We start from the raw sequence: 26,892 nt of genomic DNA, 5'->3' as shown, positions 1-26,892 counted from the left end.
CCGCGCCGAAACCGCGGAATGTGACTTAGATTGTGTATGTGACAAAGGAAACTTCACTTGCCGCTACGAAAACCGACACCCACCACGGGGCGGAGTGGAAAGCCGATGTCCTAGGCGAGAAGTACCAGCAGCGCACGCTTTCTTTCGGGCCCGATCCCGATGGTGAAGGCGAGGCCGTGGCCACGCTGGTCCGCTATCTGCCCGGCGACGATGTCGAACTCACCGCCGGCGCCGTGCTGTATGTGCACGGCTTTACCGACTACTTCTTTCAAGAGCATCTCGCCGAACATTTCGCGACGCTCGGCTACCACTTCTACGCGCTGGACCTACGCAAGTGCGGACGATCACTGCGCGACGGGCAGACGCCGCATTATGTGACCGATCTCGCACTGTATGACGACGAGTTGAACGAGGCATTGCGAATCGTGCGGGAGGAGACCGGCGCGCCGGTCGTCCTGAACGCACACTCGACCGGCGGCCTGATCTTGCCGCTGTGGCTGGATCGGCTCAATCGGACCCGAGGGACGGCCGCGGCCGGGGTCTCCGGTCTGGTGCTCAACAGCCCTTGGTTCGATCTGCAGGGGCCGTCGTACTACCGGACCGTCGGGACGCCGATCATCAAGGCGCTCGGCCGTTTTCGGAAGATGATCGAACTGCCGGGCGGCAAGATCAGCACCTACGGTGACAGCCTGCACCACAGCGTCGCGGGCGAGTGGGATTACAACCTCGACTGGAAACCGTTGCACGGCTTCCCCGTTCGGTTCGGTTGGCTGCGCGCCATCCGCAACGGCCACGCGCAACTGCACGCCGGGCTCGACATCGGGGTGCCGTCGCTGATCCTGCGTTCCCGGATGACGAAGTTCGCCCGCCGGTACGGCCCGGCGGTCGACGTGGCCGATGCGGTGTTGGACGTCAAGCAGATTCAGCGTTGGTCGGGCTGCCTGGGCGACCGCACCAACATCGTGCCGATCGACGGCGCCAAGCACGATGTGTTCCTTTCCGCGGCCGAACCACTGGCCCACGCCTTCGCCGAACTCGACAGCTGGCTGGAGTGGCTCGCCGTGTACCAAGCCAAGTCCGGCAACGGCTCACCAGGTGCTGGTGCGTAGCACGATCTCGGTGGCCAATTCGTGGTCGGCCTCGGTCGCCACGTTGGTGACGTCGACGTCGACCACGCGGAACTCGCCGTAGACGAACCGCCCCGAGGCGTCGGCGACCGAGCGCGGCAGGTTCTTGGTGACCAGCACCGTGGTCGGCAACTCGACTGGACGGACCGTGGCGTCGGCGACGGTCCCGTCCGCACCCGGAGCCGCCGGATGGCCGCGATCGGCCACCACGAGGCTGATGAAGCGGCCGAATCCGGCCGCGCACGCCCGCCACGCCAGGTCGGCGCCCGCGCCACGGGCCGCGACGTTGGCCCAGGGCACGCCGATCTGGTCCAGGATCGCGGTGACGCCCGCGGCATCTAGGCCCTCGATCGACTCCAGCACCACCGTGCGCAGATCCGAATTGTGCAGTCGGGCACACACCTGGTCGTAGACGTCCGCCGGGTCGCCGAGGTCGGGCAGCAGCAGCACGCTGTGCCGAGATTCCGGGCCGTCTACCCGCACGGTCCAGGTCCCGTCACCCACCGTGATCTGCCGAGATTTCATGCCGAATGACGCTACACGGGTCTGCTGAACGAAGCCCTATCTTCGCGTCAGGCCAGTAGACGCATGCCCGCGCGTTCCCCGGCGTTGTGGTCGAAGGTGACGGTGAGGTCGCAGCCCGCCTCCTGGCCGAGTTGCTGGATCAGCGCGTCGGCGAAATCCGCGCCCTCGGCGGCCTGGCGCAGCGCCTGGCGCACGGTGTCGGCACGCTCGACCACAATCTCGGTCGAGTCGAGCAGGCCCAGCAACACGTCGGTGACCGCCTCGGGGTCCTGCTTGTAGCCGCGGCGCAGCACCCAGTGGATCTCGGCGAGCACGATCATCGTCACGTATCCCGGGCGGCTCTCGCTGAGGCCGTCGATCACCTGATTGGCGCGCGCGGACTGCACCGGATCGTCCTGGGTGAGGTAGCGGATCAGCACATTGGCGTCCAGACCGATCATTTCTGCTTGCCTTCCACGACATTGCCGGTGATCGCCTCGTTCATCTCCGCGAGGCCGATGGGCGAGCCGGACCAGCCGACTATCCCCTTGAGCGACTTGATGGTTCGGGTCTCCGGCACCAGTTCGTAGGTACCGTTGTCGGTCGGAACGAAGGCGACCCGGACACCGGCCCGCAAACCCATGGCGACTCGCACGTCGATCGGGATGGTGATCTGCCCCTTGCTGGTCACCGTCGCGGACACCACATTTCCCGCCCTACCGGTGGACTTCTTGTCTGCTGCCACTTCGATCACCGACCCGTGCTTCTCCCGCGCCCATCGACCCGCGCCTTACCCGGAGCCGAATTCCTTACTGAAAGGTAAGGGGCGACGTTCGTCACGTCAACAGTTCAGTTACCGAGGGTTGCGGTGGTGGGGAGCAGTTGGGTTGCCAGCGTCGGCAGATGGGCGGGCGCACCGTCGGTGAGCAGGCGGTCGAGCTGGCCGAGATCGAGGTGCTGCTCGATCAGGTCGGCGAGCAGATCGAGTTGCGCCGAGCGTACGGCGGCGACGGAAACGTCTTCGGCGACAACGAAACCGGTGCGTCCGGCGGCTGTGGCTACCGAGCGCAGCCAGGCGCGGCGGAAGTCGTCCGATTCCAGCAGGCCGTGCAAGTGGGTGCCCCAGAGCGCGCCGCGCACACTGCCTTCCGGATTTCCGTCGAGGTCGAGCCAGGCCGGATCGCCGCTGCCGACCACCCGGCCGTGGTGAATCTCATAGCCGTGCATCGGGATTCCCGCGGTGTCGGCGGTGGCCCCATGGCCGGTGCTGTGGCGCAACACCTTCGGGTCGGCGAATTCGACCGCCAGGTCCAACAGGTCCAAGCCGTCGACCTGTCCGCGGCCCGACTCCACCGGGTCGATGATTCGCTTGCCCAGCATCTGATAACCGCCACAGATGCCCAGAATCGGGCCGCCCGCCGCCGCCCGTGCACGCAGGGCCTCGGCGATTCCGCTGCGCCGCAACCATTCCAGGTCCGACACGGTGGCCTTGCTGCCGGGCAGCACCACGAGGTCGGCCCCGGCCAGCCGGGACGGCTCGCTCGCCCAGCGCACGGAAACCCCTGGCTCGCAGGCCAAGGCCTCGATATCGGTGGAGTTGGAGATGCGCGGCAGGCGGATGGCGGCGACGGTCAGCCACTCGGTACCGACCGGCGGGCGCGGACGACCGACCGGGGCGTCCGCGACGGTGCCGAGGGAATCCTCGGCGTCGATCCACAGGTCCTCGGCATACGGGAGCACGCCGAGGGTGGGGCGGCCGGTCAGTTCGGTCAGCCGGTCCAGGCCGGGGCGCAGCAGCTCGACGTCACCGCGGAACTTGTTGATCACAAAACCCGAAATCAGTTGCTGGTCTTCGGGTTCCAGGATGGCGACGGTGCCGAACAGGTGGGCCAGCACGCCGCCGCGATCGATATCGCCCACCAGCAGCACCGGCAGCCGCGCGGGCTGGGCCAGCCCCATGTTCGCCAGATCCGTGGCCCGCAGATTGATCTCGGCCGGCGATCCGGCGCCCTCACAGATCACGACGTCGAATTCGGCACGCAGCGAGGCGAGTTCGGCCGCGACCACCTCGCGTAGTTCCTGCCGGTGCCGGAAATAGTCGCGCGCACCGACCGTGCCGACCGCCTTACCCCGCACCACCAACTGCGAGCGCCGATCGCTGCCCGGCTTCAGCAATACCGGGTTGAACCGCACGCTCGGCGCGAGCCCGCACGCCTGCGCCTGCAACGCCTGCGCCCGCCCGATCTCGCCGCCGTCGAGGGTGACCACGGAATTGTTCGACATGTTCTGCGCCTTGAACGGCGCGACCCGCACGCCACGCCGCGCCAGCATCCGGCAGATGCCCGCCACCACAACGCTTTTGCCAGCGTCCGACGTAGTCCCCGCGACCAGCAGGGCGCCTTTCACGGCACCAACCACTTGCCGCACACTTTCTGATGCGCCGCATACGAATTCGCATGCGATTCCTTGTGCGGCAAATCAAGAAGTGTGCGGCTGTGGCGCCTCACGGCAGGGTGAGGATTTCCGCGCCGGTGTCGGTGACGACGAGGGTGTGCTCGAACTGCGCGGTCCACTTGCGGTCCTTGGTGACCACGGTCCAGCCGTCGTCCCAGATCTCGTAGTCGATGCCGCCCAGATTGATCATCGGCTCGATGGTGAAGGTCATGCCCGGCTCGATGATCGACTCGATGGCGGGCTGGTCGTAGTGCAGGATCACCAGGCCGCTGTGGAAGGTGGGGCCGACGCCGTGCCCGGTGAAGTCGCGGACCACGCCGTAGCCGAAGCGGTTGGCGTAGGACTCGATGACGCGGCCGATGACGTTCAGCGCCCGGCCGGGCCGGACCGCCTTGATCGCCCGCATGGTGGCCTCTTCGGTCCGCTCGACCAGCAGCCGGACCTCCTCGTCCACCTCACCGGCGAGGTAGGTCTTGTTGGTGTCGCCGTGCACGCCGTGGATGTAGGCGGTGACGTCGATATTGACGATGTCGCCATCCTCGATCACCGTGGAGTCCGGAATGCCGTGGCAGATCACCTCGTTGAGCGAGGTGCAGCACGACTTCGGAAAACCTTTGTAGCCCAGGGTCGACGGGTAGGCACCGTGGTCGCACATGTACTCGTGCGCGATCCGGTCCAGCTCGTCGGTGGTGACGCCGGGCGCGACGGCCTTGCCCGCCTCTTCCAGCGCCTGCGCCGCGATCTTGCTCGCGATCCGCATCTTGTCGATCGTCTCGGCCGTCTGCACCCAGGGCTCACGCCCCTCGTTGACAGTCTTCTTCCACGCGTACTCCGGGCGCTCGATCGTGCGCGGGACCTCGCGGGTGGGTGACTGGATGCCGGGAACGAGCGGCTTGCGAGTGCGGACAGACATGCGAACAGAGTAATCGGATGGCGCGCGCTGCGGCAGCGCCGGACCTGAGCGGCGCGGCAGCGCCCCGGCCGATGCAGGGCGGCCGAGCCAGACCGCACCGGCGTCGACACACGCGGAATACCTGCGGACTGCGGTCCGTTTACGGTATTGGTTGACATCGACACTACAGAGGAAAGAGGCTCGACCGTGGAATTGGGACTCACGACCTTCGCCGAGCTGTACCCCGTCGGCGACCGCCCCGCACCGACTGCGGGTGAGCGGTTGCGTGAGGTGGTCGAGGAGGCCGTCGCCACCGAGCGGGCCGGACTCGACGTCTACGGCGTCGGCGAACACCACCGCAAGGACTTCGCCGCCTCCTCCCCCGCGCTGGTGCTGGCCGCCATCGCGGCGCGCACCGAGAAGATCCAACTGACCAGCGCGGTCACCGTGCTGAGCTCCGATGATCCGGTACGCGTGTACCAGGATTTCGCAACGCTGGACGGCCTGTCCAAGGGTCGCGCGGAGCTGATGGCCGGGCGTGGATCGTTCACCGAGAGCTTCCCGTTGTTCGGCTACAACCTGTCCGACTACGACGAGCTCTTCGAGGAGAAGCTGGCGCTGCTGCTGCACCTGCGCGAGGACGAGCCGGTCACCTGGTCCGGCAAGTTCCGTGCACCGCTGCGCGACGCCATCGTCTACCCGCGCACCGACAACCGGCCACTGCCGGTCTGGATCGCGGTCGGCGGCAGCCCCGAGTCGGTGGTCCGCGCCGGACTGCTCGGACTCCCCTTGGCCATCGCGATCATCGGCGGTCAGCCCGCCCGGTTCAAGCCGCTGGTCGAGCTGTACCACCGCGCCCTCGCCGAAGGCGGCCACGAGAAGCAGCCGGTCGCGGTGCACGCCCACGGCTACCTCGCCGACACCGACGAACAAGCCGTCGCCGACTTCTACGAGCCGTACGCACTGGCCATGAGCGTCATCGGCCGCGAACGCGGCTGGGGCCCCATGACCCGCCCACAATTCGAGGCCCTGCGCTCCAAGGAAGGTTCCCTGTTCGTCGGCACCCCCGACTACGTCGCCGAAAAGGTCGCCGACATCCGCGACACCCTCGGCCTCGACCGCTTCATGCTGCACACCAGCGTCGGCACCCTCCCGCACGAAAAGGTCCTGCACAACATCGAATTGCTGGGCGAGAAGGTCGCCCCGCAGGTGCGCTGAGTTACTGGGTGAGGTGCGCTTCGAAGGCGATCCGGTCGCCGCGGTAGCGGCCGCGGACACGCTCGATCGGATCGCCTGCGGCACTGGAAATCCAACAGTTAGTTGCGCGGCGCGCGAACGACTCGGCGGGTCAGCGGGATTGGAGCCAGGCATAGAAGGCCTCGGCGTTGAGTTCATTGCCTGCCAACGCTGGGGTCTCTTCCGAGGAGATCACGGTGACGTGGGTTCGCGTCCAGGCGAACCAGGTATGGGTCGGGTAATCGAGCAGCAGTCGCGCACTGGCGGCACGTGGCCGGCTCGTCTCCTCTACTCCCGTTGCCATCGCCCGTGGCAGATACGGTGGCGACGGTTCCAACTGCAACGTGTCGGCGGCATTGCGCCCGGCCACCCTAACCGGCACCGCGATGTAGGACTCGATCCCGGCACGCTCGAGGGAGTGTCCGGAATCGTCAGCGGACGACGGGTAGGTCGCATACACCATGACCGGGGCGCCGGCTCGCTGAAGTGTCACGGCCTCAACATCATTCGACGCACCCGACGATCGAAGGAACGATCCGACGAGACGCTGCGCCGCGAGAGTGTCGATCGCGCTGTCGATGGCACTGCCGTCCGGCTCCCTCTCCCACACCGTCGCGGGTGCACCGCGATCCGCACACCCCGACAGGCCCAGACCAACAACTAAGAGCCCGATCGCGATGCGCAGGACCGATCCACTCATTGGAGTGCGATGCCGTAATCCTCGCCGAACCACGTCCAGTCCGAATTCCGGGTATAGGAGTCGAGCGACTGTGTGACGCTGCGCCGCGAGGTGGGCCAGGGATCCCCGTAGGTGACGGTGCCGGCATCGGTGTCGAAGCCGTAGATCACCTGCGCGTGCCCGCCGCCTGCCGTCCACGCGATGCCGGTGAGGATCGGCCGGTCGGCCGAGATCTCATCGATGACCTTGGCCATCGACAACGGCGCACCGACGGCCGCGGCGAAACCGATCCCCCGGAAAGCGGACGCGATCTGTTCGAGCGACGCCTCCTCATCTGGGCAGGCGCCCTCGGCACTGACGCCGTGTACCAGTGCGCAATACTGATTCTGGCTGATCGGCCGGTGCAGATACGTGGCTATCGACGAGCCGTCGGCGGCCCAGCACCACTGATCCGCGATCTGGGTCTGCTGGAGATACGGCAGGGTCTGCGCGCCGAAGGCGGCGGCGCGAGGTTCCGGAACCCGAGGCAGGTTCGGCGTCACCACCAAACCGTAGGAATGCCCGGCGGCATTCCGCTCGGCGGGACCCGGCTCGGCGACGGCGGAGCCGTGCAGTGCGAAGGCGAGGAACATCGAGACCAGGCAGCACAGCTTCCATTTCGACGTCACATCTCATCCTTCCGAGCGGAAATACCATCGCACGGTACATATCCGCGCTCTCGGCCGCAATACCACCGCATCGAATCATAGTGCGAATGGGCGACTTGGGTGGATTTACTTGTGCGACACCGCCGTTAACCGCGACTTAAAGGAATCAAGGTGACTTTTATATTGTTGTCGCCGAAATGCCGTGGAACACTCCCTGTTCAGTTCACCGATCATTCCATCCGGAAGTGATGGATCATGGGGCTCAGCAGGAGGAACCTTGCACTATTCGCGCTTGTCCACCGCTTTCGTATCCATCCTTGGAATCAGCCTCGCGGTGACCGGTACCGCGCACGCCGCCCCGGACGCACCCTCGCCGCAGATCAAGCACCACGCATTCGGACTCGACCGCGCGGCCGCGCACGACAGCCTCGGCCGAGACACCACCGTCGGTTCGGCGCTGCCGGTTCAACTGGGCGCGGCCGGTGCACCACCAGCCGCATACTCGCTGCGCCAGTACGCTTTACCCGCGGGCGATCAGGGGCCGGTCGGATCGTGCGTCACCTGGGCGACCGGATATACCGGGTACGGGGTGCTGATGAACGAGCAGCAGATCGCAGGCGATCCGATGGCTCCGATGTTCATCTACGCGCAGATCGCGCAAGGCAGCGACCAGGGCACCTACGCCGGAGTCGCGTTGCCGCTGGAACAGCAGCAGGGCATCGACACCAAATCCGACTACTGGCAGGGCGATTTCGACTACACGACCCAGCCCGACACGGCAGAACGCGCGAACGCCACCCACTACAAACTGTCCGGAGCACAGGATCTCACCAAGGGCGATATCGTCACCAACATCAAGAAGGCGATCGCATCCGGCCTGCCGGTCCCCTTCGGCTTCGACGCCAGGGAAAGCTTCGAAGCCCTGGACAGCACCAATGACAACTACAACCCATCGGCCCGCGAGAAAATCCTCGGCGGCCACGAGGTCACCATCGTCGCCTACGACGCAAAAGGCGTGACAGTCGAGAATTCATGGGGCCCGAACTGGGGCAAGAACGGTTTCTTCACCGCTCCTTGGTCCTTCATCACCGGCGCCGATGTGAACGAAATCCACTCGATGGGCCGATTGCTTCCCGCCTGACGGCGGCCATCGGCGTGGGCTATTGGGTGAGGTGCGCTTCGAAGGCGATGCGGTCGCCGCGGTAGAGGCCGCGGACGCGTTCGATCGGGTCGCCTGCGGCGTCGAGGCTGCGGCGGTGCAGCAGCAAAAGCGGTAGGGCCGTGGTGCATTCGAGGAGCGCGGCCTCGCGGGGGGAGGCGAGGACGGTTTCGATGCGTTCGGTGGCCTGCCCGAAAATCACGCCGGACCCGCGCACCGCCGCGTACAGCGAGGTGCTCGGGTCGTAGGTGGTGCGCAGGCCGGCGAAGCGGTGCAGCGGCAGGAAGGTGCTCTCCAGGCCGATGCGTTCGCCGTCGGCGAGCAGGACGCGCTCCAGGTGCATGACCGAAGTGCCCACGGGCACAGCGAGATCGCGGGCGGTGTCGGGGTCGGCGGGGACGTCGTCCCAGCTGACGAGCAGGCGGCCGGGGACGCGGCCGTAACTGATGGCACCCTCGGTGTAGGACCGAAGCGACAGCGGCTGCACCATTTTGGGCCGCGAGACCACGGTCCCCCGGCCCTGCCTGCGAATTCGGCCTTCCACCAAGAGATCTCGCAACGCCTGGCGAACGGTCTCCCGCGCCACCTCGAAGCGGACCGCCAAATCACGTTCGGAGGGCACCGGATCACCCTCGTTCAGATCGCGCAGGATCGTCTCGAGTTCGGTGCGCACGCGGTACGACTTCGGCAGCCGGTCGGGCAGCGCGAATTCGGCTCGCCCGTCACGCGTGTCGCCGGGCGCCACGTCCGCACCGACCTCCGTTGCTTCCATGCGGCACAGCCTACCCGCAATTGGTCTATACCAATTATTAACCTGGCGTTCGCACAGGCAACACCGCTTGGTCTAGACCAATGTGCACGATGAGGCCATGCGATTGGTCATCATCGGAGGTGGAATCCTCGGCACCGCACACGCCTTGGCCGCCGTCCGCCGCGGTCACGAAGTGGTGCAGTTGGAGCGGGAGACCGAGGCCCGCGGCGCCACGGTCCGCAACTTCGGCCTGGTCTGGGTCTCCGGGCGCTCCGCCGCCGAGCTGGAGCTGACGCTGCGCTCGCGGCAGCTGTGGGAGGAGATCGGCGGCAAGGTCCCCGCTGTCGGATTCCGTCCCGCCGGATCGATCACGCTGGTGCGCACCCCCGCCGAACTCGCCGTCGCCGAGCAGGCCGCGGCCGGACCGACCGCCGAGACCCGCGGCTTCGAACTGCTGGGCCCCGATCAGGTGCGCGCGATCAATCCCGCCCTGCGCGGGAAATTCCTTGCCGGACTGCACTGTTCGACCGACGCCGCGGTCGAATCGCGTCAGGCGCTGCCCGCGCTGCGCGCCTACCTGGCCGCCACCGGCCGATACACCTTCCACGCGGCCACCGAGGCCAGGTCGGTGCTCGACACCGCCACCGGTGCCACCGTGCTCGACGATCAGGGCCGCCGCTTCGAGGCCGATCTGGCGCTTGTTTGCCCCGGCGCCGCGCACAGCGGGCTGACCCGTGAGCTGGTCGAGGATCTGCCGGTGCGCCGGGTCCGTTTGCAGATGATGCAGACCGCGCCGCTGGGCGAACCGCTCACCACCGCCATCGCCGACGGCGACAGCTTCCGCTACTACCCGGGTTTCGCGGGCGACGAGGTGGACACGCTGAACCGGGAACAGTCCCAGTCCGCGACCGCCGCCGAGCACAAGATGCAGTTGCTCTGCGTGCAGCGATTGCACGGCGGGCTCACCATCGGCGACACCCACGAATACGACGAGCCGTTCGCCTTCGACGTGGACGAGGCGCCTTACGAGCACCTCACCGCGGTCACCGAGGAATTACTCGGACGCAAACTGCCGCAGGTGGTTCGGCGCTGGGCCGGCGTGTACAGCCAGAGCGTCGACCCGACCGCGATCGTCACCCGCGCCGCGGCGGGCGCGCACATCTGGGTGATCACCGGCCCCGGCGGCCGCGGCATGACCCTCGGCCCCGCACTCGGCGAACACACCGCCGACCTGCTGAACTTGTGAGGAGTGCAGTGTCCGACAACACCATTCAACTAGTCGTCCTGGACATGGCGGGCACCACCGTCGCCGACGGCGGGCTGGTCCTGCGCGCCTTCGAGGCCGCCGCCACCACGGCGGGCATCGCGGCCGACGGACCGGAACGCGAGCAGGCCCGGCAGTACGTGCTGGACACCATGGGCCAGTCCAAGATCGCGGTATTCCGTGCCCTGCTCGGCGACGAAGAGCGCGCGCAGGAAGCCAACCGGGCCTTCGAGTCCGCCTACGACGCGCTGATCGACGAAGTCGAGATCACGCCGATTCCCGGTGCCGCCGAAGCGATCAGCAAGCTGCGTGGCGCCGGTGTGCGGGTCGCACTGACCACCGGGTTCAGCCGCACCACCCAGGACCGGCTGCTGAACGCGCTGGGCTGGACCGACATTGCCGACCTGACCCTGGCCCCATCGGACGCCGGGCGTGGCCGCCCCTACCCCGACATGGTCCTCACCGCGCTGCTCCGTTTGCACGCCGACGCCGTGGATCGTGTTGCGGTGCTGGGCGATACGACCAGCGACATCGCCACCGGATTGTCCGCGGGCGCCCGCATCGTCGCGGGCACGCTCACCGGCGCACACGACGAAGCGCAGCTGCGCGCGGCAGGCGCCACCCACGTCGTGCCGTCGGTCGTCGAGTTCGCCGAACTGGTGCTCGCCGAGCACAGCTGAACCGTTCCGGCAGCCGCCGGATAAACCCCTTCGACTCCGACACTCCTCACGAACCGAAAGTTGTAGTCATCGTGCGTACTTCGTACCCGCCGGCCCGCCTGGCGCGCACCCTCGCCCGCACCGCGTTGCTCTTCGCCACCGCCACCGCTGTCGCAGCCACCGCCGCCTGTGGTGGCACCGGCACCGAGAGCGCGACCGGCAAGACCGTCACGGTCTACTCCGCCGACGGTGTCGGCAGCTGGTACCAGACCCAGTTCGCGGCGTTCCAGAAACAGACCGGCATCGCGGTCAACCTGGTCGAGGCTGGCTCCGGCGAGGTGGTCAACCGGGTCGACAAGGAGCAGGCCAACCCGCAGGCCGACGTGGTCGTCACGCTGCCGCCGTTCATCCAGAAGGCGAAAGCCAATGGGCTGCTGCAGGACAGCGATGTCGACACCAGCGCGGTCCCGGCCGCCGACAAGGACGCCGAGGGCAAGTACGTCACCCTGGCCAACAACTACCTGTGCTTCATCGCCAACCCGTCGGTCGACACCACGGCCATCACCTGGGACGACCTGCTGAAGCCGGACTTCAAAGGCAAGCTGCAGTATTCGACGCCGGGCCAGGCCGGTGACGGCACCGCCGTACTGATCCTGTTGCAGAAGCTGCTCGGCAAGCAGGGCGCGCTGGACTACCTGAACAAGCTGCAGGCCAACAATGTCGGGCCGTCCTCGTCGACGGGCAAGCTACAGGCCAAGGTCGACAAGGGTGAGCTGAGCATCGCCAACGGTGACGTGCAGATGAATTTGACCACCATCAAGGAGAAGGGCGCGAAGTTCAGCGTCTTCTTCCCGGCCGCCGCCGACGGCAAGAAGTCGACCGTCGCGGTCCCCTACGTGATGGGCCTGGCCAAGGGTGCCCCGCATAAAGATGACGCCAAGAAGCTGATGGAGTTCCTGCTCTCGGCCGAGGCGCAGAAGTCGCTGGGCTCGGACGCTTTCGCGGTGCCCGCCCGCGCGGAACTGCGTGATGCCCCGGCCGGATCGGGACCGTCGCCGAGCTCGCTGCTGCAGGGCGTCGAACTGCTGCCGGTCGACTGGAACACGGTGCTCACCGACCTCGACGGCGATCTGGCGGCCTACCAGAAGGCCACCGGTAGCTGAAACGCCGTCAACCCCAAGGGAGTCGACCAATGTCCACCGGTGACGCACTCACGAAGTCATCCACCACCGCCCTGTCCCGACCGGCCGCTACCGAACCGGCGATCGTGTTCGACCGGGTCGGCGTCAGCTACCGCAGCGGCCGCAAAACCACTGTCGCACTGGCCGATTTCACGCTGCGCGTCGCCGCGGGCGAGACCGTCGCCCTGCTCGGACCGAGCGGTTCCGGCAAGTCGACCGCGCTCAAGGCTCTGGCTGGATTCGTCCGGCCGACCTCGGGCGCGGTCCGGCTGGCCGGGCGCGACGTCACCGACCTGTCGCCCGCCAAACGCGGCATCGGCGTTGTCGTGCAGTCCTACGCGCTGTTCCCGCACATGAGTGTGCACGGCAACGTCGCCTTCGGGCTGAAGTCACATCGGGTGCCGCGCAACGAGATCGGCGCACGGGTCACCGAGGCATTGGCCATGGTTGGCATGGGCGCCTACGCCCAGCGGCTGCCCAGGGAACTGTCCGGCGGTCAGCAGCAGCGGGTGGCGATCGCCAGGGCGCTGGCCATCCGGCCCAAGGTGCTGCTGCTGGACGAGCCGCTGGCCGCACTCGACGCGCAGCTGCGCCAGTCCATGCTCGGCGAGCTCCAGCAGCTGCGAAAGGCGTTGCCGGACACGGCGATGCTGTACGTGACCCATGATCAGTCCGAGGCGCTCGCGCTGGCCGACCGGATCGCGGTCATGTGCGACGCCCACCTGGTGGATATCGACACCGCCGAGAGCCTCTGGCGGCGGCCACCCAGCGACTTCACCGCTGCCTTCCTCGGCGGCGCGAACCTGCTGCCCTGCACGGTGAACCGGCTGTCGGGCGGTTCGGCGCTGGTCACCGTCGGCAACCGGACACTGCGGGCCGAGGCACCCACACCCGGTGTCGGACAGGAGAACTGGGCCCTCGACTCCCCCGCCCTGCTGTGCGTGCGCCCGCACACCGTGCGGATCGGTGCTACCTCCGAACGAGACGCGCTGCGCGGCACGGTGGTCTCCGCTGTCTGGCGCGGCGCGTCCACGCGCCTGCACCTGGCGATAGACGGTGTGGCCGACCAGATCTCCGCCGACGTCTCTGGGCATGTCGACACCGCCATTGGCTCGGTCGTCGGTGTGCTCTTCCCCGACCCCGCCGGAGTGCTGATCCCCCGCGCGGTCGGCCGCACGACCCCCACCGAGGTGCCGCGATGAGGTGCAGTCAGAGGTGCCGCACACTTTCTGATTTCCCGCATACGCAATCGCATGCGATTCGATGTGCGGGAAATCAAGAAGTGTGCGGCAGGTCGGCGAGACAACCGCGCAGCGGGGGCCGAGCATGAGCGCGCCTGCGGTACTGGAGCCGATCACCGCGCCAGGCGGCCCGCAACCAACTGCGCGGCAACGCAACTGGAAGCCGGTGCTGTGGAGCCTGCCCCCGCTGCTGGTGGTGCTGTTCATCGCCGTGTACCCGATCGTGCGGGTCCTCGCCGAATCCACGGTGACTCCGACCGGCCGCGGCACCTCGGTCTGGTCCCAGGTGCTCGGTTCCGAGTCCTTCCGTAATGCGTTGTGGCGCACTGTCTTCATCGCGGTCAGCTCAACCGCGGGCTGCCTGATACTCGGCGCGTTTCTGGCGATCGTGCTGGCGTTCGTGCCGTTTCCCGGGTCGCAGGTGGTGGGCAGGCTCATCGACACCGTGCTGACGCTCCCGTCGTTTCTCATCACGCTGGCATTCACCTTCCTCTACGGCACGGCAGGCGCGGTCAACGCGCTGATCACGCGCCTCACCGGGAACAACGAACCCGCACTGAACTTCCTGAGCACCCCGCTCGGCGTGATCCTGGCCGAGATCACCTTCTTCACGCCGTTCGTCGTGCGCCCACTGCTCGCCGCGTTCGCGCAACTACCGCGCGAACAGCTCGACGTGGCCGCGAGTCTCGGCGCATCACCGTGGCGGGTGCTGCGCCAGGTGGTGCTGCCCGAGGCGTGGCCCGCGCTCGCGGCGGGCGGCAGCCTGGTGTTGCTGTTGACGCTCAACGAGTTCGGCATCGTGCTCTTCACCGGCGCCAAGGGCGTGATCACGCTGCCCGCGCTGATCTACACCCGCGGCATCGTCACCTTCGATCTGCCCGGTGCCGCGGTGCTCGCCTCGGTGCAGGTGTTGCTCTCGCTCACGCTGTACATCGGGTACCGGCTGGTTTTCGCCCGGTTCACGGCCCAGAAGGAGAACTGAACCGATGCTGATGTGGACCAGACGCGGCCGGGTCGCGGTGCTCGCCGTGTTCGCCCTCGTGGTGTTCGTGGTGTTCGTCGCGCCGATCGCCACCGTGGTCGCGGCCGCCCTCGCCGGGCACTGGACCGGCCCGCTGCCGTCGGACCTCGGCTTCGCCAATTTCGAGCGCGCATTGTCCGGCGAGCAGGCCGCCAGCCTCTCGGTGAGTTTGCAGACCGCGCTGCTGGCCGGCGCCGTCTCGCTGATCCTCGGCACCTGGGCGGCCTTGGCGGCGCGCGAGGCACCTAGCTGGTGGCGGCGCGGTACCGACGCGGTGTTCCATCTGCCGGTCGCGGTCCCGTCGGTGGCCATCGGCCTCGGGGTGCTGATCGCGTTCAACGAGCGACCGGTGCTGCTCGGCGGCACCAAATGGATTGTCATCCTGGCACATTCGGTCCTCGTGCTGGCCTACTCCTTCAGCGCGGTCGCCGCCGCACTGGACCGCATCGACCCCGGCTACCGCCAGGCCGCCGAATCCCTCGGTGCCGGCCCGGTCCGGGTGCTCTGCCAGGTCACGCTGCCGCTGCTGCTCCCGGCGCTCGGCGCGGCCGCCGGACTCGCCGTCGCGCTGTCCATGGGCGAGCTCGGCGCCACCATCATGGTCTATCCGGCCACCTGGAAGACCTTGCCCGTCGGCATCTTCGCCCAAACCGACCGCGGCGAGGTGTTCGACGCGGCCGCCAGCACCACGCTGCTCGTCCTGGTCACCCTGCTGGCGCTGGTCCTGCTCGGCCGTCTACGCAGCCGCGCCGCCCTGCGCTGACCGTGCCGCGCACCTCGGATTCCCGCCCCCGCAATGGCGTGCGTGCCCCTGGGAAGGGTGCGGCGGCGCGCGGGTTTGCGGTGGTCAGGGCGGGTGGCCAGGTCTCGACCTAGGATGGCGACGTGTCAGCACTTCCCCTGATCTTCACCGCGGGCTGGGCGAGCGGAGTCAACGCCTACGCCGTCGTGTTGCTGCTCGGCCTGTTCGGTCGCACCGGCCTGACCGATTCGGTGCCCGAGGCGCTGCAGCGCACCGACGTGCTGATCGCCGCCGCGGTGCTGTTCGCGATCGAGGCGGTCGCCGACAAGATTCCGTACTTCGATTCCTTCTGGGATGCCCTACACACGGTGGTCCGGCCCGCCTCGGGCGCCGTCGTCGCGGCATTGCTTGCGGGACAGGATGGTTCACTGTCCGAGCTGGGCGCGGCCGCGGTCGGCGGCGCCACCGCGCTGGCGAGTCATCTGGTGAAGGCCGGGACTCGAATGGCGATCAACACCTCGCCGGAACCCGCGAGCAACATCGTGGCGAGCACCGCGGAGGACATCTCCGTCGCGGGCATCATCACCCTCGCCGTCTTTCACCCGCTGCCCGCGGCCATCGTCGCGGGCATCCTGCTGCTGATCGGCTTGGTCCTGGTGACCTTCCTCGCCACCCGCATCCGCAGCTATCTGCGCCGCCGCCGACAGCGCAGGGCGGCGCGGACCGCCGCCGCGACCTGAGCGCCGGGTGGCTCACCGCCTGCGAAAAACCCGGCGTGGGCCGCCGTTTCGAGCTCGTTCCGCGAAACCCGGTGTGCGCGACATATCCTCACAACGACCACGGGGTGATCCCGCGACACCCGAGGAAAGGTTGGCGGTCGACGAATGGCAGCACCGGCGACGAAGCTAGTGAAGGACCTCGAGCCGTTGTCCGCGCCGCAGCGGCGCCGGGCTCTCGCGACGGTGGCATTGCGGTTGGCGGGCACCGCGGAGCTGCGCGCACTGCTGACCGATCTGGCCGGGCGCGGTCACTACGAACGGGTCCTCTCGATTCACCTCGCCGCGATCGCCGCCGACCGTGATCACCTTGTCGGCCAAGTGGACTCGGCCGAGCAGGAGTTCGTGTCCCGGGCCATCGTCGCGCTGGTCCGAATCGGTGTCGAGCCACCGGTGCTCGTCGAGCGACTACCACGGATGGCGCACCGGACGCGGACAATGCTGTATCGGGCGATCGGACGCCGTAAGCACAGTGCCGCTCTCGCCGACGCCCTGTTGCCGGAGGTCCGCCGCCGCTTCGGTGACGGGGAGGCGGTGCGCGTGCTGCCGTATTGCTCGACGGCGCTCGTCACCGAGTACCTGGCCGAATTCGCCTACGCGGCGCCCAACTGGCAGACGTTGGGCCGCAGGCACACCGAGGTGGTGCTCACCTATCTGGCGGACCTCGCGGCGCAGGCGGGCGAATCCGACTGGCCCGAGCTGTGGCCGCGCATTGCCGCCGGTGCGAGCAGCTTCGCGCTGCGAGACCCGGACCGCCTGCTCGCCCTCGCTGCACACGCGGTTCGGTACGTGCAACCGTACGGATTGCATGCCGTCGCGGGAAAGCTGGCTCGGCACAACACCGATGCCGTCGTCGAACTGATCCTGCATCCGAGCGGGCGCGGCACCTGTCTGACCGGGCGTGCGCTGTTCACGGCGTTGCGCGAGCTCCCCGACGAGCGCTTGATCGCCGTGTGCGCCGCGTATTCGGGTTATCACCAACGGCATCTGCTACATGTCCTGCCGCCGAGCCGTCGCCTCGAGCCGGTGCGGCAAGTCTTCATCCGGCCTGGCGTCGACGCCGCGCAGGTGGATCTCGACGCCCTCGACAGCCTGCCCCGGCACGAACGCGCCATGCTGGCCCGCGAATTGCTGTCGCGCCGAGGCGGATCCGATGATCGGCTGACCCGGGAGCGGCTGATCGCCCGGCTTCCCTGGGAGGACGCCGAACCCGTGCTGCGCGAGAGCATCCGCCGCCCGACCGCCGACGAGCGGGCGCAAGCCTATCCGCTGCTCGTCGCCGCGGCGATCGGCAGTCGCGACCCCGCGGTGGTCGGCGCGCTGTTCGAGGGGATGCGTCGGCTGCGCAACGAACAGGACCCGGTGCGGCGCACAGCTTTACAAGCGATCAGCCAGATCCCACCAACCCTGTTGCGCACCGAACACCTACCCACGCTGGAAGAGCTGGGCACGGACGCGCTGCAAGCCCGCGATCGATCCGCCATGACCACCGGCGCGGTGAGCACTATGGCCCGCACACTGCTGGTACATGGTGCCCGCGCCGCCGATCCGGCCTACACCGAGTCGGCGCTGCGATTGATAGAACACCTTGCAGCACAATCGATATCACTGCCGCTATGGGAACTGGACCGAGATCTGCCGCGTGGTGCGGAACAGCAGCTCTGCATTGCGCTGCGCAGGCGACTGGACAGCGATGCGGTGCGCGATGAATGGGGGCTGACACTCGACCTGGCCCAGGGCCTGAACAAGCGCGCCTGGAACGTTGTGCCGTTGCAGCAGTTGCTGCTCCGGGCGTGCAGCGCACGCAACGACTCCGTCATCCACCGCGCGGTCGACCTGGTGCTGGCCGACCCGGCCACCCGCGACGAGCACCTCACCACCCTGCTGAACCGGGACCGCTCGCTCATCTCACTAACCCGAGTACAGCACCTGATCGCCACGCGCCGCACCGACCTGCTCGACACGGTGCTCAACGGCGCCACACCGGGGCGCTTCATTGCGCCGAAAGTGCGCCTGGTGCCCGACTTTTCGGAGGGCTTCGGCGGCTGGACCGCACGGCAGGTCGAGTTGTACGCGCGAGCGCTCACCGCGCTGGTGCGTGCCAAGGAGTCCTCGCCGTGGGAAAAAGCCTGGGCGGTGCGCCGATTGGGCCGGCTGCCCGGCAGCTTCGCCCGCCTCGTCGGCTACATCGATCACCCGGAGCTCACGGTGGCCGAGGCGGCGCTCACCGCGCTCGGCCGCAGCACCGAGGCCGAGGCCGCGATCGGCGCGCTCAGCAGATACGTGGACTCCGATCGAGCGCGAGTCGCGGTGAGCGGCATCGCTTCCCGGGCCAGGAGTATCGCCCCGGATCGGCTCGCGGCCGCGCTCACACCGCTGCTGGACTCCCCGAAGATCACCTCGCTGAAGGAGGGCGTGCGGCTGCTCGCGGCGCTGCACGCACCGGAGGCGTTGGCCGTCATCCGAGCGATCTGGGACCGCCCGAACCAGCATCGGGATGTCCGGCGCGCGATCGTCTTCGCGTGCCGCTGGCTGCTCGACCACGAGGACGCCTGGCAGATCCTCGATGCGGCGACGCGTGACCCCGCGGTGGCGAGTGCGGTGCTCGATCTCGTGCCCGCCCTGCTGCCGATTCCGCAGCGGCGCAGGATGGCCGGGCTGGTGCGGGAGATGGCGGGCGGCGCCGACGTCCAGCTGGCCACCGAGGCGATGCGGGTCCTCGGCGTGTGGCAACGCTGGGCACCTTCCGATACCGGCGACATGCTGGTGCACCGGCTCGCCGACCTCAGCGAGACAGGACTCTGGCGCCACGCCGCGCGCGTGCTCGTCGCCAGCGACTTCCGGGCCGCGGTGCCTGCGGCGGTGGACCGGCTGCTCGGCGCCGAGGATGTCGTCATTCCGGGCCGCGATCTTCCTGCCCGGCAACGACTCTCGACGCTGCTCGGCAATCTGGGTAGCTCGGCGGGCGTGTCCGATGCGGCGCGCGAGACGGCGGTCGCCGTGGCCGAACGACTGGCGGTCGAACCGCAGTGGCGCCGGTTCGCGATCGACCTGCTGGTGACCCAAATCCGTTGGGCGGACGTCGATTCGAGCGTGCGGTCGATCCGGCAGGCGTGCGGGTTCGCGCGAGGCGCCCTGGTGGTCTATCCGGCCGAACAGTTGCGTACGCGGCTGTCCCGCAGCGGGCAGATGGTCGATGCCGACACCATGACGCGGGTGGCGCGCGAGTTGTCCGTGGACGTGGACAGCGCGGTCGCACTGGCCGCGTTGGCGTTGATCGCGCAGTGCGGCAATCACTTCGGCTGGACGCCCGCCTGGGTGGAGCTACTCACCCGGATGCGGACGCACGGACAGAGCAGCGTCCGGGTGGCGGCGCACGAAATCTTCACTATTGCCGAATGATTGCAGTGAATGAGATTCCAGCGGGCGTGCCGCGCCAGTCGACCACGCGGCACGCCGGGCGGGGCGCCCCGTTGCGCCCGCCGTCACTGTGACGACGTGATCATTCAGAGAAAGTCACTGGTCGGATGACTACGCTGAACGTCGCCTTCTTTGGCAAGCGACGCTGTCGGGGCAGTGTCACTATCGCGGTGAGAACATCGGTCAAGAAGGTCACTGCTCAGGCAATCGACGCCGGCCACCGGCCACGTCGGTTACCAGATCAGTGTACCCATCAACAAGTTCGGCCAGGTGATACCAATGTTTATGGGTATTGTCGCTGCGCGCGCCCGAGACGTCAATGGCTTGGTTCGCGTCCACCCAGCTGCGTGCCATCCGGTCCACCACCGCGCCGAGGCTTTCCGTGTGCAGCGACGCACCATTGCGATGCTGCGGCATTTCCTTGCCGATCCAATCATTGATCTCGTCGACGAGTTCACCCCGGCGGTAGTCTATTTCGATGATCAATGCGGTGTCTCGCACCTGCTGCCTGCGCGCATGCAGTTCGGCGAGCGCGTGCGCGGAACGCAGCATTTCCCGATCTTGGAAACGACGTCCTTGAAAGGCACACAATAATTGCGGAGCTGTCGGCAGTACCCCCACGGTAGGTGCACTCATCGTGTCACCCCGAGTGCGCCCGATACCAACACGCTTTGTACCAACATAATTGGCTCTCGATTCCGTAATCCCGGTCATCGGATCGGTTGTTCACAACTAGGCTAGCTGGATCATGCTCTTACAGATGCAAGAACGCAAGAGTGCGTCCGCATTGCTGCAACCGGCCGCTACGCGGGGGATCAAGCGCCCGCTTCCGCAGGCTCACCACACCTTCAGCGCCACCTGAGCCGAGGGCGTCGCCGCGGATTACGAGACGATCCGAGAGCCGACTTCCACTGCACGCCAGCGTAGGTGCAGGGCTACCGCGCGGGGGACGAATCGACGCTACTTTCCCACCATTCGAGTGGATGCCGATCAGTTGCCGGACCCACCGCAGACCCCGATATCAGCCGCCCATCATGTCAAGGCGGGTTACCAACGAGCCGCGGTCCGGACCAGTCCATTCAGCGCATTCGAGTGAAGCTGGTGTAGTGATCGCCGGTGTACCAAGCGGATCGGTCGCTGCCGGTGACAATGCGCTCGGCGTCGCGAGTCTGCCCCGGCTTCTTTATATTGACGTCCCACTCCTGGTAGGCGATCCGGCTGCCCGCCGGGTCGGTAGCGGGCAGCCGCCCCTCCCGGTTCGACCAGACCCCACCGCCTTTGGTGCCCGAACCGTCGTTCGGCGGCCACGTGCCCGCGTCGATCCGCGCCAGCGTGTCCCAGGCCCGCTGCGGGACAGCGGCACTGACCAGCATGATCGACTCATCCGCCCGCACCGGCCGCGCCTGCTCCGGCGCGCCCGTGGACAGCCCGAATATCAGCGCCAACGCGGCAGTCACCACAACGACGATGTGCACGAACCGCTTCGAGGTCGATCCCGCCCCAGTCATAACGCGTGAACCTACGTCACGGATCCGAACGCCAGGTTTCCGCAGGTTTCCGATCCGTGAAGCTTTGGTGCCCGACAGCACTTTCCGCAGCTCGTGGCCTATCCGCGCGAGTCACCGGACCGAATACCAGGAATGCAGCCTGCGCCCGACCACATGAGCACCGAGGAATTTCGCCGACACGGCCGCGCGGTCGTGGACTGGGTCGCCGACTACTGGGACCGGGTGGCGTCGCTGCCGGTGTTGTCCCAGGTAACGCCCGGACAGGTGCGGGCCGGGTTGCCGGACACACCACCCGAGACCGGCGAACCCTTCACCGCGGTACTGGCGGATCTCGACTCGATCCTGGTTCCCGGGCTGACGCACTGGCAGCATCCTGGGTTCTTCGCGTACTACCCATCCAGCACGTCGGGCCCGGCGGTGCTCGCGGAACTACTGTCCGCCGGCCTCGGCGTGCAGGGCATGATGTGGCAGACCAGCCCCGCCTGCACCGAACTCGAACAGCACGTGCTCGATTGGCTCGCCGGCCTGCTCGGACTGCCCGAGTGCTTCACCTTCGCAGGCGCAGGCGGCGGCGTCATCCAGGACTCGGCGTCCAGCGCGATCCTCGTCGCCTTGCTCGCCGCGCTGCACCGGGCATCGGAGGGTCGGGTGCAGACCGAGGGCGTGGACCGGGCGCGCTACCGCGTCTACACCTCGACCGACGCGCACTCGGCGCTGGAGAAGGCCGCGCGCATCACCGGTCTCGGCACAGCGGCGGTCCGGTTCATCGGTACTCGCGCGGACTCGTCGATGGACCCCGGGGCATTGCGTACCGCGATCGCGGATGATGTTCAGGCGGGCCTCATCCCGGTGATGGTGATGGCGACCGTCGGGACGACCTCGACGAGTGCCATCGATCCGGTGGACCGGATCGGCCCGATCTGCGCCGAGTTCGGCGCGTGGCTGCACGTCGACGCCGCGTATGCGGGAGTCGCCGCGGTGTGCCCGGAGCTGCGCTGGATCCAGCACGGCGTGGCCGACTACGCCGATTCCTACGCGACGAATCCGCACAAGTGGCTGCTCACCGCCTTCGACTGCGACGCCTGTTATGTCCGCGACCGCGCGGCGCTGGTCGGTGCCCTCTCGGTGGTGCGAGAGTACTTGCGCAGCAACGTGAGTGCGGCGGACGCGGTGGTGGACTATCGCGACTGGCAGGTGCCACTGGGACGGCGGTTCCGCGCGCTCAAACTGTGGGCCGTGATCCGCTGCTACGGCGTCGAAGGGCTGCGGGCGCACATTCGGCACAGTGTCGCGCTGGCGCAACAGTTCGCCACGTGGGTGGCCGCCGACGACCGCTTCGAACTGATGGCCCCCCATCCGCTTTCGCTGGTCTGCTTCCGGTTGCGTGGTGCCGACGAGCCCAATCGACAGCTGTTGCAGACGGTCAATGCGTCGGGGCGAATCTATCTGTCCCACACCATGGTTCGGGATGCGTTCACCCTCCGGCTCGCCATCGGCGGCACCGCGACCCGCGACGAACACGTCACCGCCGCATGGGATCTGCTCAGCAGCACCGCATCCGGGTTGCTCGGCGACTGAGCGGCCGCGGTCCTATCGATCTGCGGACCCATCGACCAAGCCGAGTCGACGTTGTCCCAGCGCGCGCAGTACCCGCACCGCCGCGGACTGCTGCCCGGTGGCCGCGGTGCGGAGACTGGGCGCCTGTTCGCCGACGAAGCGCTCGCACACACCCACGTGCGCCGCGTATACCTCGGTAAGGGCATCGCGCAGCAGCGCGGCTCCGCCGGACAACTCACGGATCTCGCTGTAGCTCCGCCACTTTCGCAGAGCGTCGACCAGCGCACGATGGTCGACGGACAGGATCCCGCTGAAGCCTGCGGTCACTCGCGGCGGTTCCATCAACGGCCGCACCCGCTCCCGATACTCATCGGCGGTGAATCCCGCGGTGAGCCGCAAAGCCGCTGCGCTGCAACGAAAGACGGACGCCGTGGTCTCGAGACCAGCTGCGGCAGCCGTAGTATCACCGAGTCGTGCACGCGTGCAGGCGTGTCGCGTGCTCACCGTGGCGGCCTGGGTCAGGACCGCGAACAATTGATGGCCGCGGACCCAGTAGTCGAGGCCGGCCCACAGTGGCTCATTCGGTGGCTGCGCCGAAGACCAGCGAAGCGCAGGGAACGCCGTGGTCAAAGCGCCGCACAGCTCCTCGTGCTGATGTCTCGGAGTATGTGCCACAACGGCTTCGACGACACGCGCGAACGCAGCATGCCAGAGCGACTCGACATCCCCTGCCGCACGCCGGATCCCGAAGAACTCGTCGTGTTCGCCCTCGCCCGCGGTGAGCGAATGCGTTGCCGCGCACGTGACGGGCGGGGGCTCGTCGTGCGCGGCTCGGCGGTGAAACATCGCCAGCCGGTCCGGGAGAACGTGCGGATGCGCGAGCAGCAACGGCTCCGCCCGGAGCGGCCCGAACGCGGAAGGGTCTGGCATTCGTCAGAAGATGTAGAACTCTCCGGTGAGCACCCCAGCTGTCACACCCGGGCAGGTACCTTCCACCTGCACGTCATTGCTGTCCACTGCCTCATGGCCTTTGAAATGACCCGACTCGATCTTGATCGGGAAATCGCCGGGGCCAGAGCCGTCGGTCTTGGTCTGCCCTTCACTCGTCTGACTGATCTTGCTGGTGGTTCCGTCCGACCAGGTGATCGCCCCGGTGCCTTTGTGCTCCTCGACCGGGCCGTCGCAGGCGACCTGCTCAGTCCCCGCGATGGCCATACTGACCGGCTTCGGTTTGGTCAGCGAGATGTCCGGCCCCGAGCAACCGCTGAAGAGAATCGTCGCCTGCCATCCGACGGGCAAGGCTTCCTCTCCGATCCCCACGTTGAGCCAGGTAACCTGGCCGCTTTCCTTGCACGTGATGCGCGCGTCGTCTCCGGCCGGATCCGGCCTGGCCGAGCTGGGCGCGGCAAGTATGCATGCGCCGAGTACCGCGCCTGCGAGGATTGCGGCACCGGTCGAACGGTAGCTGTGGGACACGGGATCTCCTTCGATGGATTCGTGCTCGCCGACAGGCCGGACGAAGCCCCGAGCGGACCCGGGTCAGCACTTCCGGCCAGAACGTATTCGGCACCGAAGCCGCGGTGGATCTGCCGGACTCGTAGAAGTCCTGATTACGCCTCGCGCCCGGACCGCGGGCAACGGAGCAGCTGATCGAGCTGCGCCGCGACCCGCTCGAGCGGCGTAACCGAACGGGCGGCGATAGACATGACAACCGCACCCTCGATGGCCGCCACCGCCGTGGTCGCCAACGACGCCGCGGTCGCACCGTCGAAGTCCTCGGCGATCAACTGCTCGGCGATCAGCCCCTCCCATTCGGCGAACGCCTCGGCGGCGATCGCAGGCGCCGCAGGCACTTCCGACCCAGCCAAGGCCGCCGCGACCACCGGGCAGCCCGCGGTGAAGTCGCCGTTGACCAGCGTGTCCTTCCACATCCGCACGAAGTCGGCGAGCCGGGCGGCGGCAGTGCCGGATTCCGCAGTCGCGGCAATCGCCGCAGCCATCACCTTGCCCGCCGTCCGGGTGGCCTCCTCGACCAGCTGCTGCTTGCCGCGCGGGAAGTTCTGGTAGATCGACCGGCGGGCGGTGTTGCTGTGCGCGAGCAGTTCGGTCATGCCGGTGCCCGCGACGCCGCGGCGGCGAATGAGATCGATCGTGCCCATGATGAGCCGCTCACGGGGACGCATCGTCATGGTCGCAGCTTACCCATTTCCTGCTTGCGGTAGACCGATCATGCTACTACCGTGTAGGAAACCGTGACCTTTGGTAACAGCAACGGTCCAGCTCGCCGCGGCGAGGCCCGATCATGGAGGAACACATGACCGCTCTCGTCGAGCAGGACGCGGCCACCGCGGACCACACCTTCGACGCGATCGTCGTCGGCGCGGGCATCGGCGGCATGACCGCCGCCGCGTATCTGGCGGCGGCCGGTAAACGCACCGTGGTGCTCGAGGCCTACGACGTGATCGGCGGCTGCACCCACGTGTTCCGGCGGGCGGGAAAGTGGGAATTCGATGTCGGGGTGCACTATTTGGGCGATTGCGGGCCGACGGGACAGATCCCGACCATCCTGCGCGGCCTCGGGCTGGACCAGAAGATCGAGTTCCTGCCGCTGAACCCCGACGGTTTCGACACCATCGTCTTTCCCGACCTGACGCTGAAGATCCCGCGGGGCTGGGACAACTACCAGCGCAACCTGATCGAGGCATTCCCGGCCGAAGCACGAAAGATCCGCCGGGTGGTCGGCATTCTGCGGCGGATCGGCGCGAGCATCGACCACAGCCGCACGCCGGCGTCCCTGCTCGGCAACGCAAAGTTCTTGCTGGCCGCCGGTATTCACGCGCCGTGGGCGATGGTGCCGCTGACCCAGCTGTTGAACGCGCACTTCCTCAGTCCCGCACTCAAAGCCGCGATGTCGGTGCAGTACGGCACCTACGCCAGCCCACCGCACCGCACGCCGGTCGCGGTGCACGCGTTCATGCTGCAGAACTTCCTCAGCGACGGCGCCTGGTTCCCCAAGGGCGGTGGACAAATGCTCTCCACCCGGCTCGGCGAGGTCGTCGTCGCCAACGGTGGACAGATTCGTACGCGGTCCGCGGTGCACCGCATCCTGGTCGACAACAAGGCGGTAGCCGGCGTCGAACTCGAGGACGGCACCCAGTTCACCGCGCCGATCGTGGTCTCCAACGCCGACCTCAAGCAGACCTATCTCCAGCTCGTCGGACGAAAACACTTGCGCCGCACCACCATCGCGCGGGTGGAGCGGTTACGGATGTCGCAATCGTTCTTCAACTGCTATCTGGGCGTCGACGTCGACCTGAGTACCTGGATGGCCAACACCAACTTCTACTCGTTGCCGACCTCCGAGGATGTCACCTCACTGTTCCAAGCCCTGTCGGAGAACAAGCCGGGCTACACCAAAGATGAGCGCATCGCAGAGGCTCGAAAGCGCTTGCCCGCGTACGTCAGTGTCACCACGGTCAAGGACCCGGACAACTCGCACGGCTCGCCGAAGGGCTCCTCGGTACTCGAGGTGATGACCCTCGTCCCCTGCGAGCCCGAATTCTGGGGCTTGGCCGCCTGGCCCACAGCCGGTGACGACAGCTACCAGCGCAACCCCGAATACCTGCGCGTGAAGGCGGCTTTCACCGAGATCATGATCGCGCGGGTGGCCGAGGTCATCCCCGGCATCGCGGACCACATCGTGTGGTGCGAGGCGGCCACCCCGCTGACCCAGCACCGCTACACCCGCGCCAGTGCGGGCACTCCCTACGGACTCGAGTTGTCCCTCACCCAGTTCGGGCCGTTCCGGCCGGGTACCCGCACCGAAATCGACGGCCTGTTCCTGTGCGGCGCGAGCACCGCGTGGGGCCCCGCGGTCGAAGGCGCGATGCTGTCCGGCCTGCATGCCGCAGGGGCGGCGTGCGGGCGCGACCTGGACGCGGAGATCCGCGCAGGCAAGGTCTTCGGCGTTGCCGACCACGCCGCCGACCCCGCGAAGTGGGAGCCGCTCGCCGCGGCCAAGAAACTCGCGGTCCGTACCGCGCGTGCGGCCGCCGCACGATCCTGAACCCATTG

General features: G+C 67.6%; 26 protein-coding genes. 13 read left to right on the top strand and 13 right to left on the bottom strand.

What is annotated here, in order from left to right:
• Positions 1-38: 38 nt before the first annotated feature.
• Positions 39-1,109, top strand: coding sequence for an alpha/beta hydrolase (locus IBX18_RS18290; RefSeq protein WP_194834793.1), 1,071 nt, complete (start codon positions 39-41; stop codon positions 1,107-1,109).
• Here IBX18_RS18290 and IBX18_RS18285 read toward each other — a convergent pair.
• The 5 genes from IBX18_RS18285 to map form a co-directional block, all read right to left on the bottom strand.
• Positions 1,089-1,652: an alpha/beta hydrolase gene (locus IBX18_RS18285; protein ID WP_194834792.1), complete on the bottom strand. Its 564-nt coding sequence runs from the start codon at positions 1,650-1,652 to the stop codon at positions 1,089-1,091. The two genes, IBX18_RS18290 and IBX18_RS18285, sit on opposite strands and share 21 nt — an antisense overlap.
• Before the next feature lie 47 nt (positions 1,653-1,699).
• Complete coding sequence (locus IBX18_RS18280; RefSeq protein WP_194834791.1) at positions 1,700-2,092, bottom strand: PIN domain-containing protein; 393 nt, start codon at positions 2,090-2,092, stop codon at positions 1,700-1,702.
• On the bottom strand, positions 2,089-2,376 hold the full coding sequence (locus IBX18_RS18275; protein WP_306796310.1) for an AbrB/MazE/SpoVT family DNA-binding domain-containing protein: 288 nt from the start codon (positions 2,374-2,376) through the stop codon (positions 2,089-2,091). The genes IBX18_RS18280 and IBX18_RS18275 overlap by 4 nt, the downstream gene beginning before the upstream one ends.
• A gap of 104 nt (positions 2,377-2,480) precedes the next feature.
• Positions 2,481-4,037 carry a cobyric acid synthase gene (locus IBX18_RS18270; protein WP_194834790.1) on the bottom strand — a complete coding sequence of 519 codons (1,557 nt, stop codon included), beginning with the start codon at positions 4,035-4,037 and terminating at the stop codon, positions 2,481-2,483.
• A 97-nt stretch (positions 4,038-4,134) separates the two neighbouring features.
• Positions 4,135-4,998, bottom strand: coding sequence for a type I methionyl aminopeptidase (gene map / locus IBX18_RS18265; protein WP_135232371.1), 864 nt, complete (start codon positions 4,996-4,998; stop codon positions 4,135-4,137).
• A 186-nt stretch (positions 4,999-5,184) separates the two neighbouring features.
• On the opposite strand from map, the gene IBX18_RS18260 reads away from it, so the two are divergent.
• Entirely contained in the window at positions 5,185-6,195 is a 1,011-nt protein-coding gene (locus IBX18_RS18260; RefSeq protein ID WP_194834789.1) for an LLM class flavin-dependent oxidoreductase, read from the top strand.
• A 130-nt stretch (positions 6,196-6,325) separates the two neighbouring features.
• Here the strand turns inward: IBX18_RS18260 and IBX18_RS18255 are convergent, their stop codons facing one another.
• Positions 6,326-6,706 (bottom strand): hypothetical protein, encoded by a 381-nt coding sequence (locus tag IBX18_RS18255; RefSeq protein WP_194834788.1) that lies wholly within the window; start codon positions 6,704-6,706, stop codon positions 6,326-6,328.
• A gap of 203 nt (positions 6,707-6,909) precedes the next feature.
• Positions 6,910-7,560 carry a papain-like cysteine protease family protein gene (locus IBX18_RS18250; RefSeq protein WP_194834787.1) on the bottom strand — a complete coding sequence of 217 codons (651 nt, stop codon included), beginning with the start codon at positions 7,558-7,560 and terminating at the stop codon, positions 6,910-6,912.
• Between the two features lie 271 nt (positions 7,561-7,831).
• Here IBX18_RS18250 and IBX18_RS18245 point away from each other — a divergent pair, with 271 nt between their 5' ends.
• Positions 7,832-8,680 carry a C1 family peptidase gene (locus tag IBX18_RS18245; RefSeq protein WP_228541278.1) on the top strand — a complete coding sequence of 283 codons (849 nt, stop codon included), beginning with the start codon at positions 7,832-7,834 and terminating at the stop codon, positions 8,678-8,680.
• A 19-nt stretch (positions 8,681-8,699) separates the two neighbouring features.
• On the opposite strand, the gene IBX18_RS18240 is transcribed toward IBX18_RS18245, so the two are convergent.
• Positions 8,700-9,470, bottom strand: a complete 771-nt coding sequence (locus IBX18_RS18240) for a GntR family transcriptional regulator (protein WP_194834786.1) — start codon at positions 9,468-9,470, stop codon at positions 8,700-8,702.
• Positions 9,471-9,567: 97 nt separating this feature from the next.
• On the opposite strand from IBX18_RS18240, the gene IBX18_RS18235 reads away from it, so the two are divergent.
• The 8 genes from IBX18_RS18235 to IBX18_RS18200 all read left to right on the top strand — a co-directional run bounded on the left by IBX18_RS18235 (position 9,568) and on the right by IBX18_RS18200 (position 19,735).
• Positions 9,568-10,695, top strand: a complete 1,128-nt coding sequence (locus tag IBX18_RS18235; RefSeq protein ID WP_194834785.1) for a TIGR03364 family FAD-dependent oxidoreductase — start codon at positions 9,568-9,570, stop codon at positions 10,693-10,695.
• An 8-nt stretch (positions 10,696-10,703) separates the two neighbouring features.
• Positions 10,704-11,393, top strand: coding sequence for a phosphonatase-like hydrolase (locus tag IBX18_RS18230; RefSeq protein ID WP_194834784.1), 690 nt, complete (start codon positions 10,704-10,706; stop codon positions 11,391-11,393).
• A 71-nt stretch (positions 11,394-11,464) separates the two neighbouring features.
• The gene (locus IBX18_RS18225; protein ID WP_194834783.1) at positions 11,465-12,535 is read left to right on the top strand and encodes a 2-aminoethylphosphonate ABC transporter substrate-binding protein; all 1,071 of its coding nucleotides are present in this window, start codon (positions 11,465-11,467) and stop codon (positions 12,533-12,535) included.
• A gap of 29 nt (positions 12,536-12,564) precedes the next feature.
• The gene (locus tag IBX18_RS18220) at positions 12,565-13,755 is read left to right on the top strand and encodes an ABC transporter ATP-binding protein (RefSeq protein ID WP_194834782.1); all 1,191 of its coding nucleotides are present in this window, start codon (positions 12,565-12,567) and stop codon (positions 13,753-13,755) included.
• Positions 13,756-13,879: 124 nt separating this feature from the next.
• Positions 13,880-14,776, top strand: a complete 897-nt coding sequence (locus IBX18_RS18215; protein WP_194834781.1) for a 2-aminoethylphosphonate ABC transporter permease subunit — start codon at positions 13,880-13,882, stop codon at positions 14,774-14,776.
• 4 nt (positions 14,777-14,780) lie between these two features.
• Positions 14,781-15,578, top strand: coding sequence for an iron ABC transporter permease (locus tag IBX18_RS18210; RefSeq protein WP_194834780.1), 798 nt, complete (start codon positions 14,781-14,783; stop codon positions 15,576-15,578).
• A gap of 122 nt (positions 15,579-15,700) precedes the next feature.
• Positions 15,701-16,297 (top strand): DUF4126 domain-containing protein, encoded by a 597-nt coding sequence (locus IBX18_RS18205; RefSeq protein WP_194834779.1) that lies wholly within the window; start codon positions 15,701-15,703, stop codon positions 16,295-16,297.
• Between the two features lie 144 nt (positions 16,298-16,441).
• Positions 16,442-19,735: a hypothetical protein gene (locus tag IBX18_RS18200; protein WP_194834778.1), complete on the top strand. Its 3,294-nt coding sequence runs from the start codon at positions 16,442-16,444 to the stop codon at positions 19,733-19,735.
• Positions 19,736-19,945: 210 nt separating this feature from the next.
• On the opposite strand, the gene IBX18_RS18195 is transcribed toward IBX18_RS18200, so the two are convergent.
• Complete coding sequence (locus IBX18_RS18195; RefSeq protein WP_107658318.1) at positions 19,946-20,305, bottom strand: DUF4254 domain-containing protein; 360 nt, start codon at positions 20,303-20,305, stop codon at positions 19,946-19,948.
• A 527-nt stretch (positions 20,306-20,832) separates the two neighbouring features.
• Positions 20,833-21,261, bottom strand: coding sequence for a ribonuclease domain-containing protein (locus tag IBX18_RS18190; protein ID WP_194834777.1), 429 nt, complete (start codon positions 21,259-21,261; stop codon positions 20,833-20,835).
• A 153-nt stretch (positions 21,262-21,414) separates the two neighbouring features.
• Here IBX18_RS18190 and IBX18_RS18185 point away from each other — a divergent pair, with 153 nt between their 5' ends.
• Positions 21,415-22,839 carry an aminotransferase class V-fold PLP-dependent enzyme gene (locus IBX18_RS18185; protein ID WP_194834776.1) on the top strand — a complete coding sequence of 475 codons (1,425 nt, stop codon included), beginning with the start codon at positions 21,415-21,417 and terminating at the stop codon, positions 22,837-22,839.
• A 12-nt stretch (positions 22,840-22,851) separates the two neighbouring features.
• Here the strand turns inward: IBX18_RS18185 and IBX18_RS18180 are convergent, their stop codons facing one another.
• From IBX18_RS18180 to IBX18_RS18170, 3 genes are all read right to left on the bottom strand, one after another.
• Positions 22,852-23,748: a hypothetical protein gene (locus tag IBX18_RS18180; protein ID WP_194834775.1), complete on the bottom strand. Its 897-nt coding sequence runs from the start codon at positions 23,746-23,748 to the stop codon at positions 22,852-22,854.
• 3 nt (positions 23,749-23,751) lie between these two features.
• Positions 23,752-24,294, bottom strand: coding sequence for a hypothetical protein (locus IBX18_RS18175; RefSeq protein WP_194834774.1), 543 nt, complete (start codon positions 24,292-24,294; stop codon positions 23,752-23,754).
• A gap of 134 nt (positions 24,295-24,428) precedes the next feature.
• The gene (locus tag IBX18_RS18170; protein ID WP_373889202.1) at positions 24,429-25,007 is read right to left on the bottom strand and encodes a TetR/AcrR family transcriptional regulator; all 579 of its coding nucleotides are present in this window, start codon (positions 25,005-25,007) and stop codon (positions 24,429-24,431) included.
• A 125-nt stretch (positions 25,008-25,132) separates the two neighbouring features.
• On the opposite strand from IBX18_RS18170, the gene IBX18_RS18165 reads away from it, so the two are divergent.
• The gene (locus IBX18_RS18165) at positions 25,133-26,884 is read left to right on the top strand and encodes an NAD(P)/FAD-dependent oxidoreductase (protein WP_194834773.1); all 1,752 of its coding nucleotides are present in this window, start codon (positions 25,133-25,135) and stop codon (positions 26,882-26,884) included.
• The last annotated feature ends 8 nt before the right edge of the window (positions 26,885-26,892 follow it).

The organism is Nocardia sp. XZ_19_369 (assembly GCF_015355715.1).
In the GTDB taxonomy this organism is placed as follows: Bacteria; Actinomycetota; Actinomycetes; order Mycobacteriales; family Mycobacteriaceae; genus Nocardia.
Note: the sequence above shows the minus strand (reverse complement) of the source record. Positions and strands in the feature narration are given on the sequence as shown.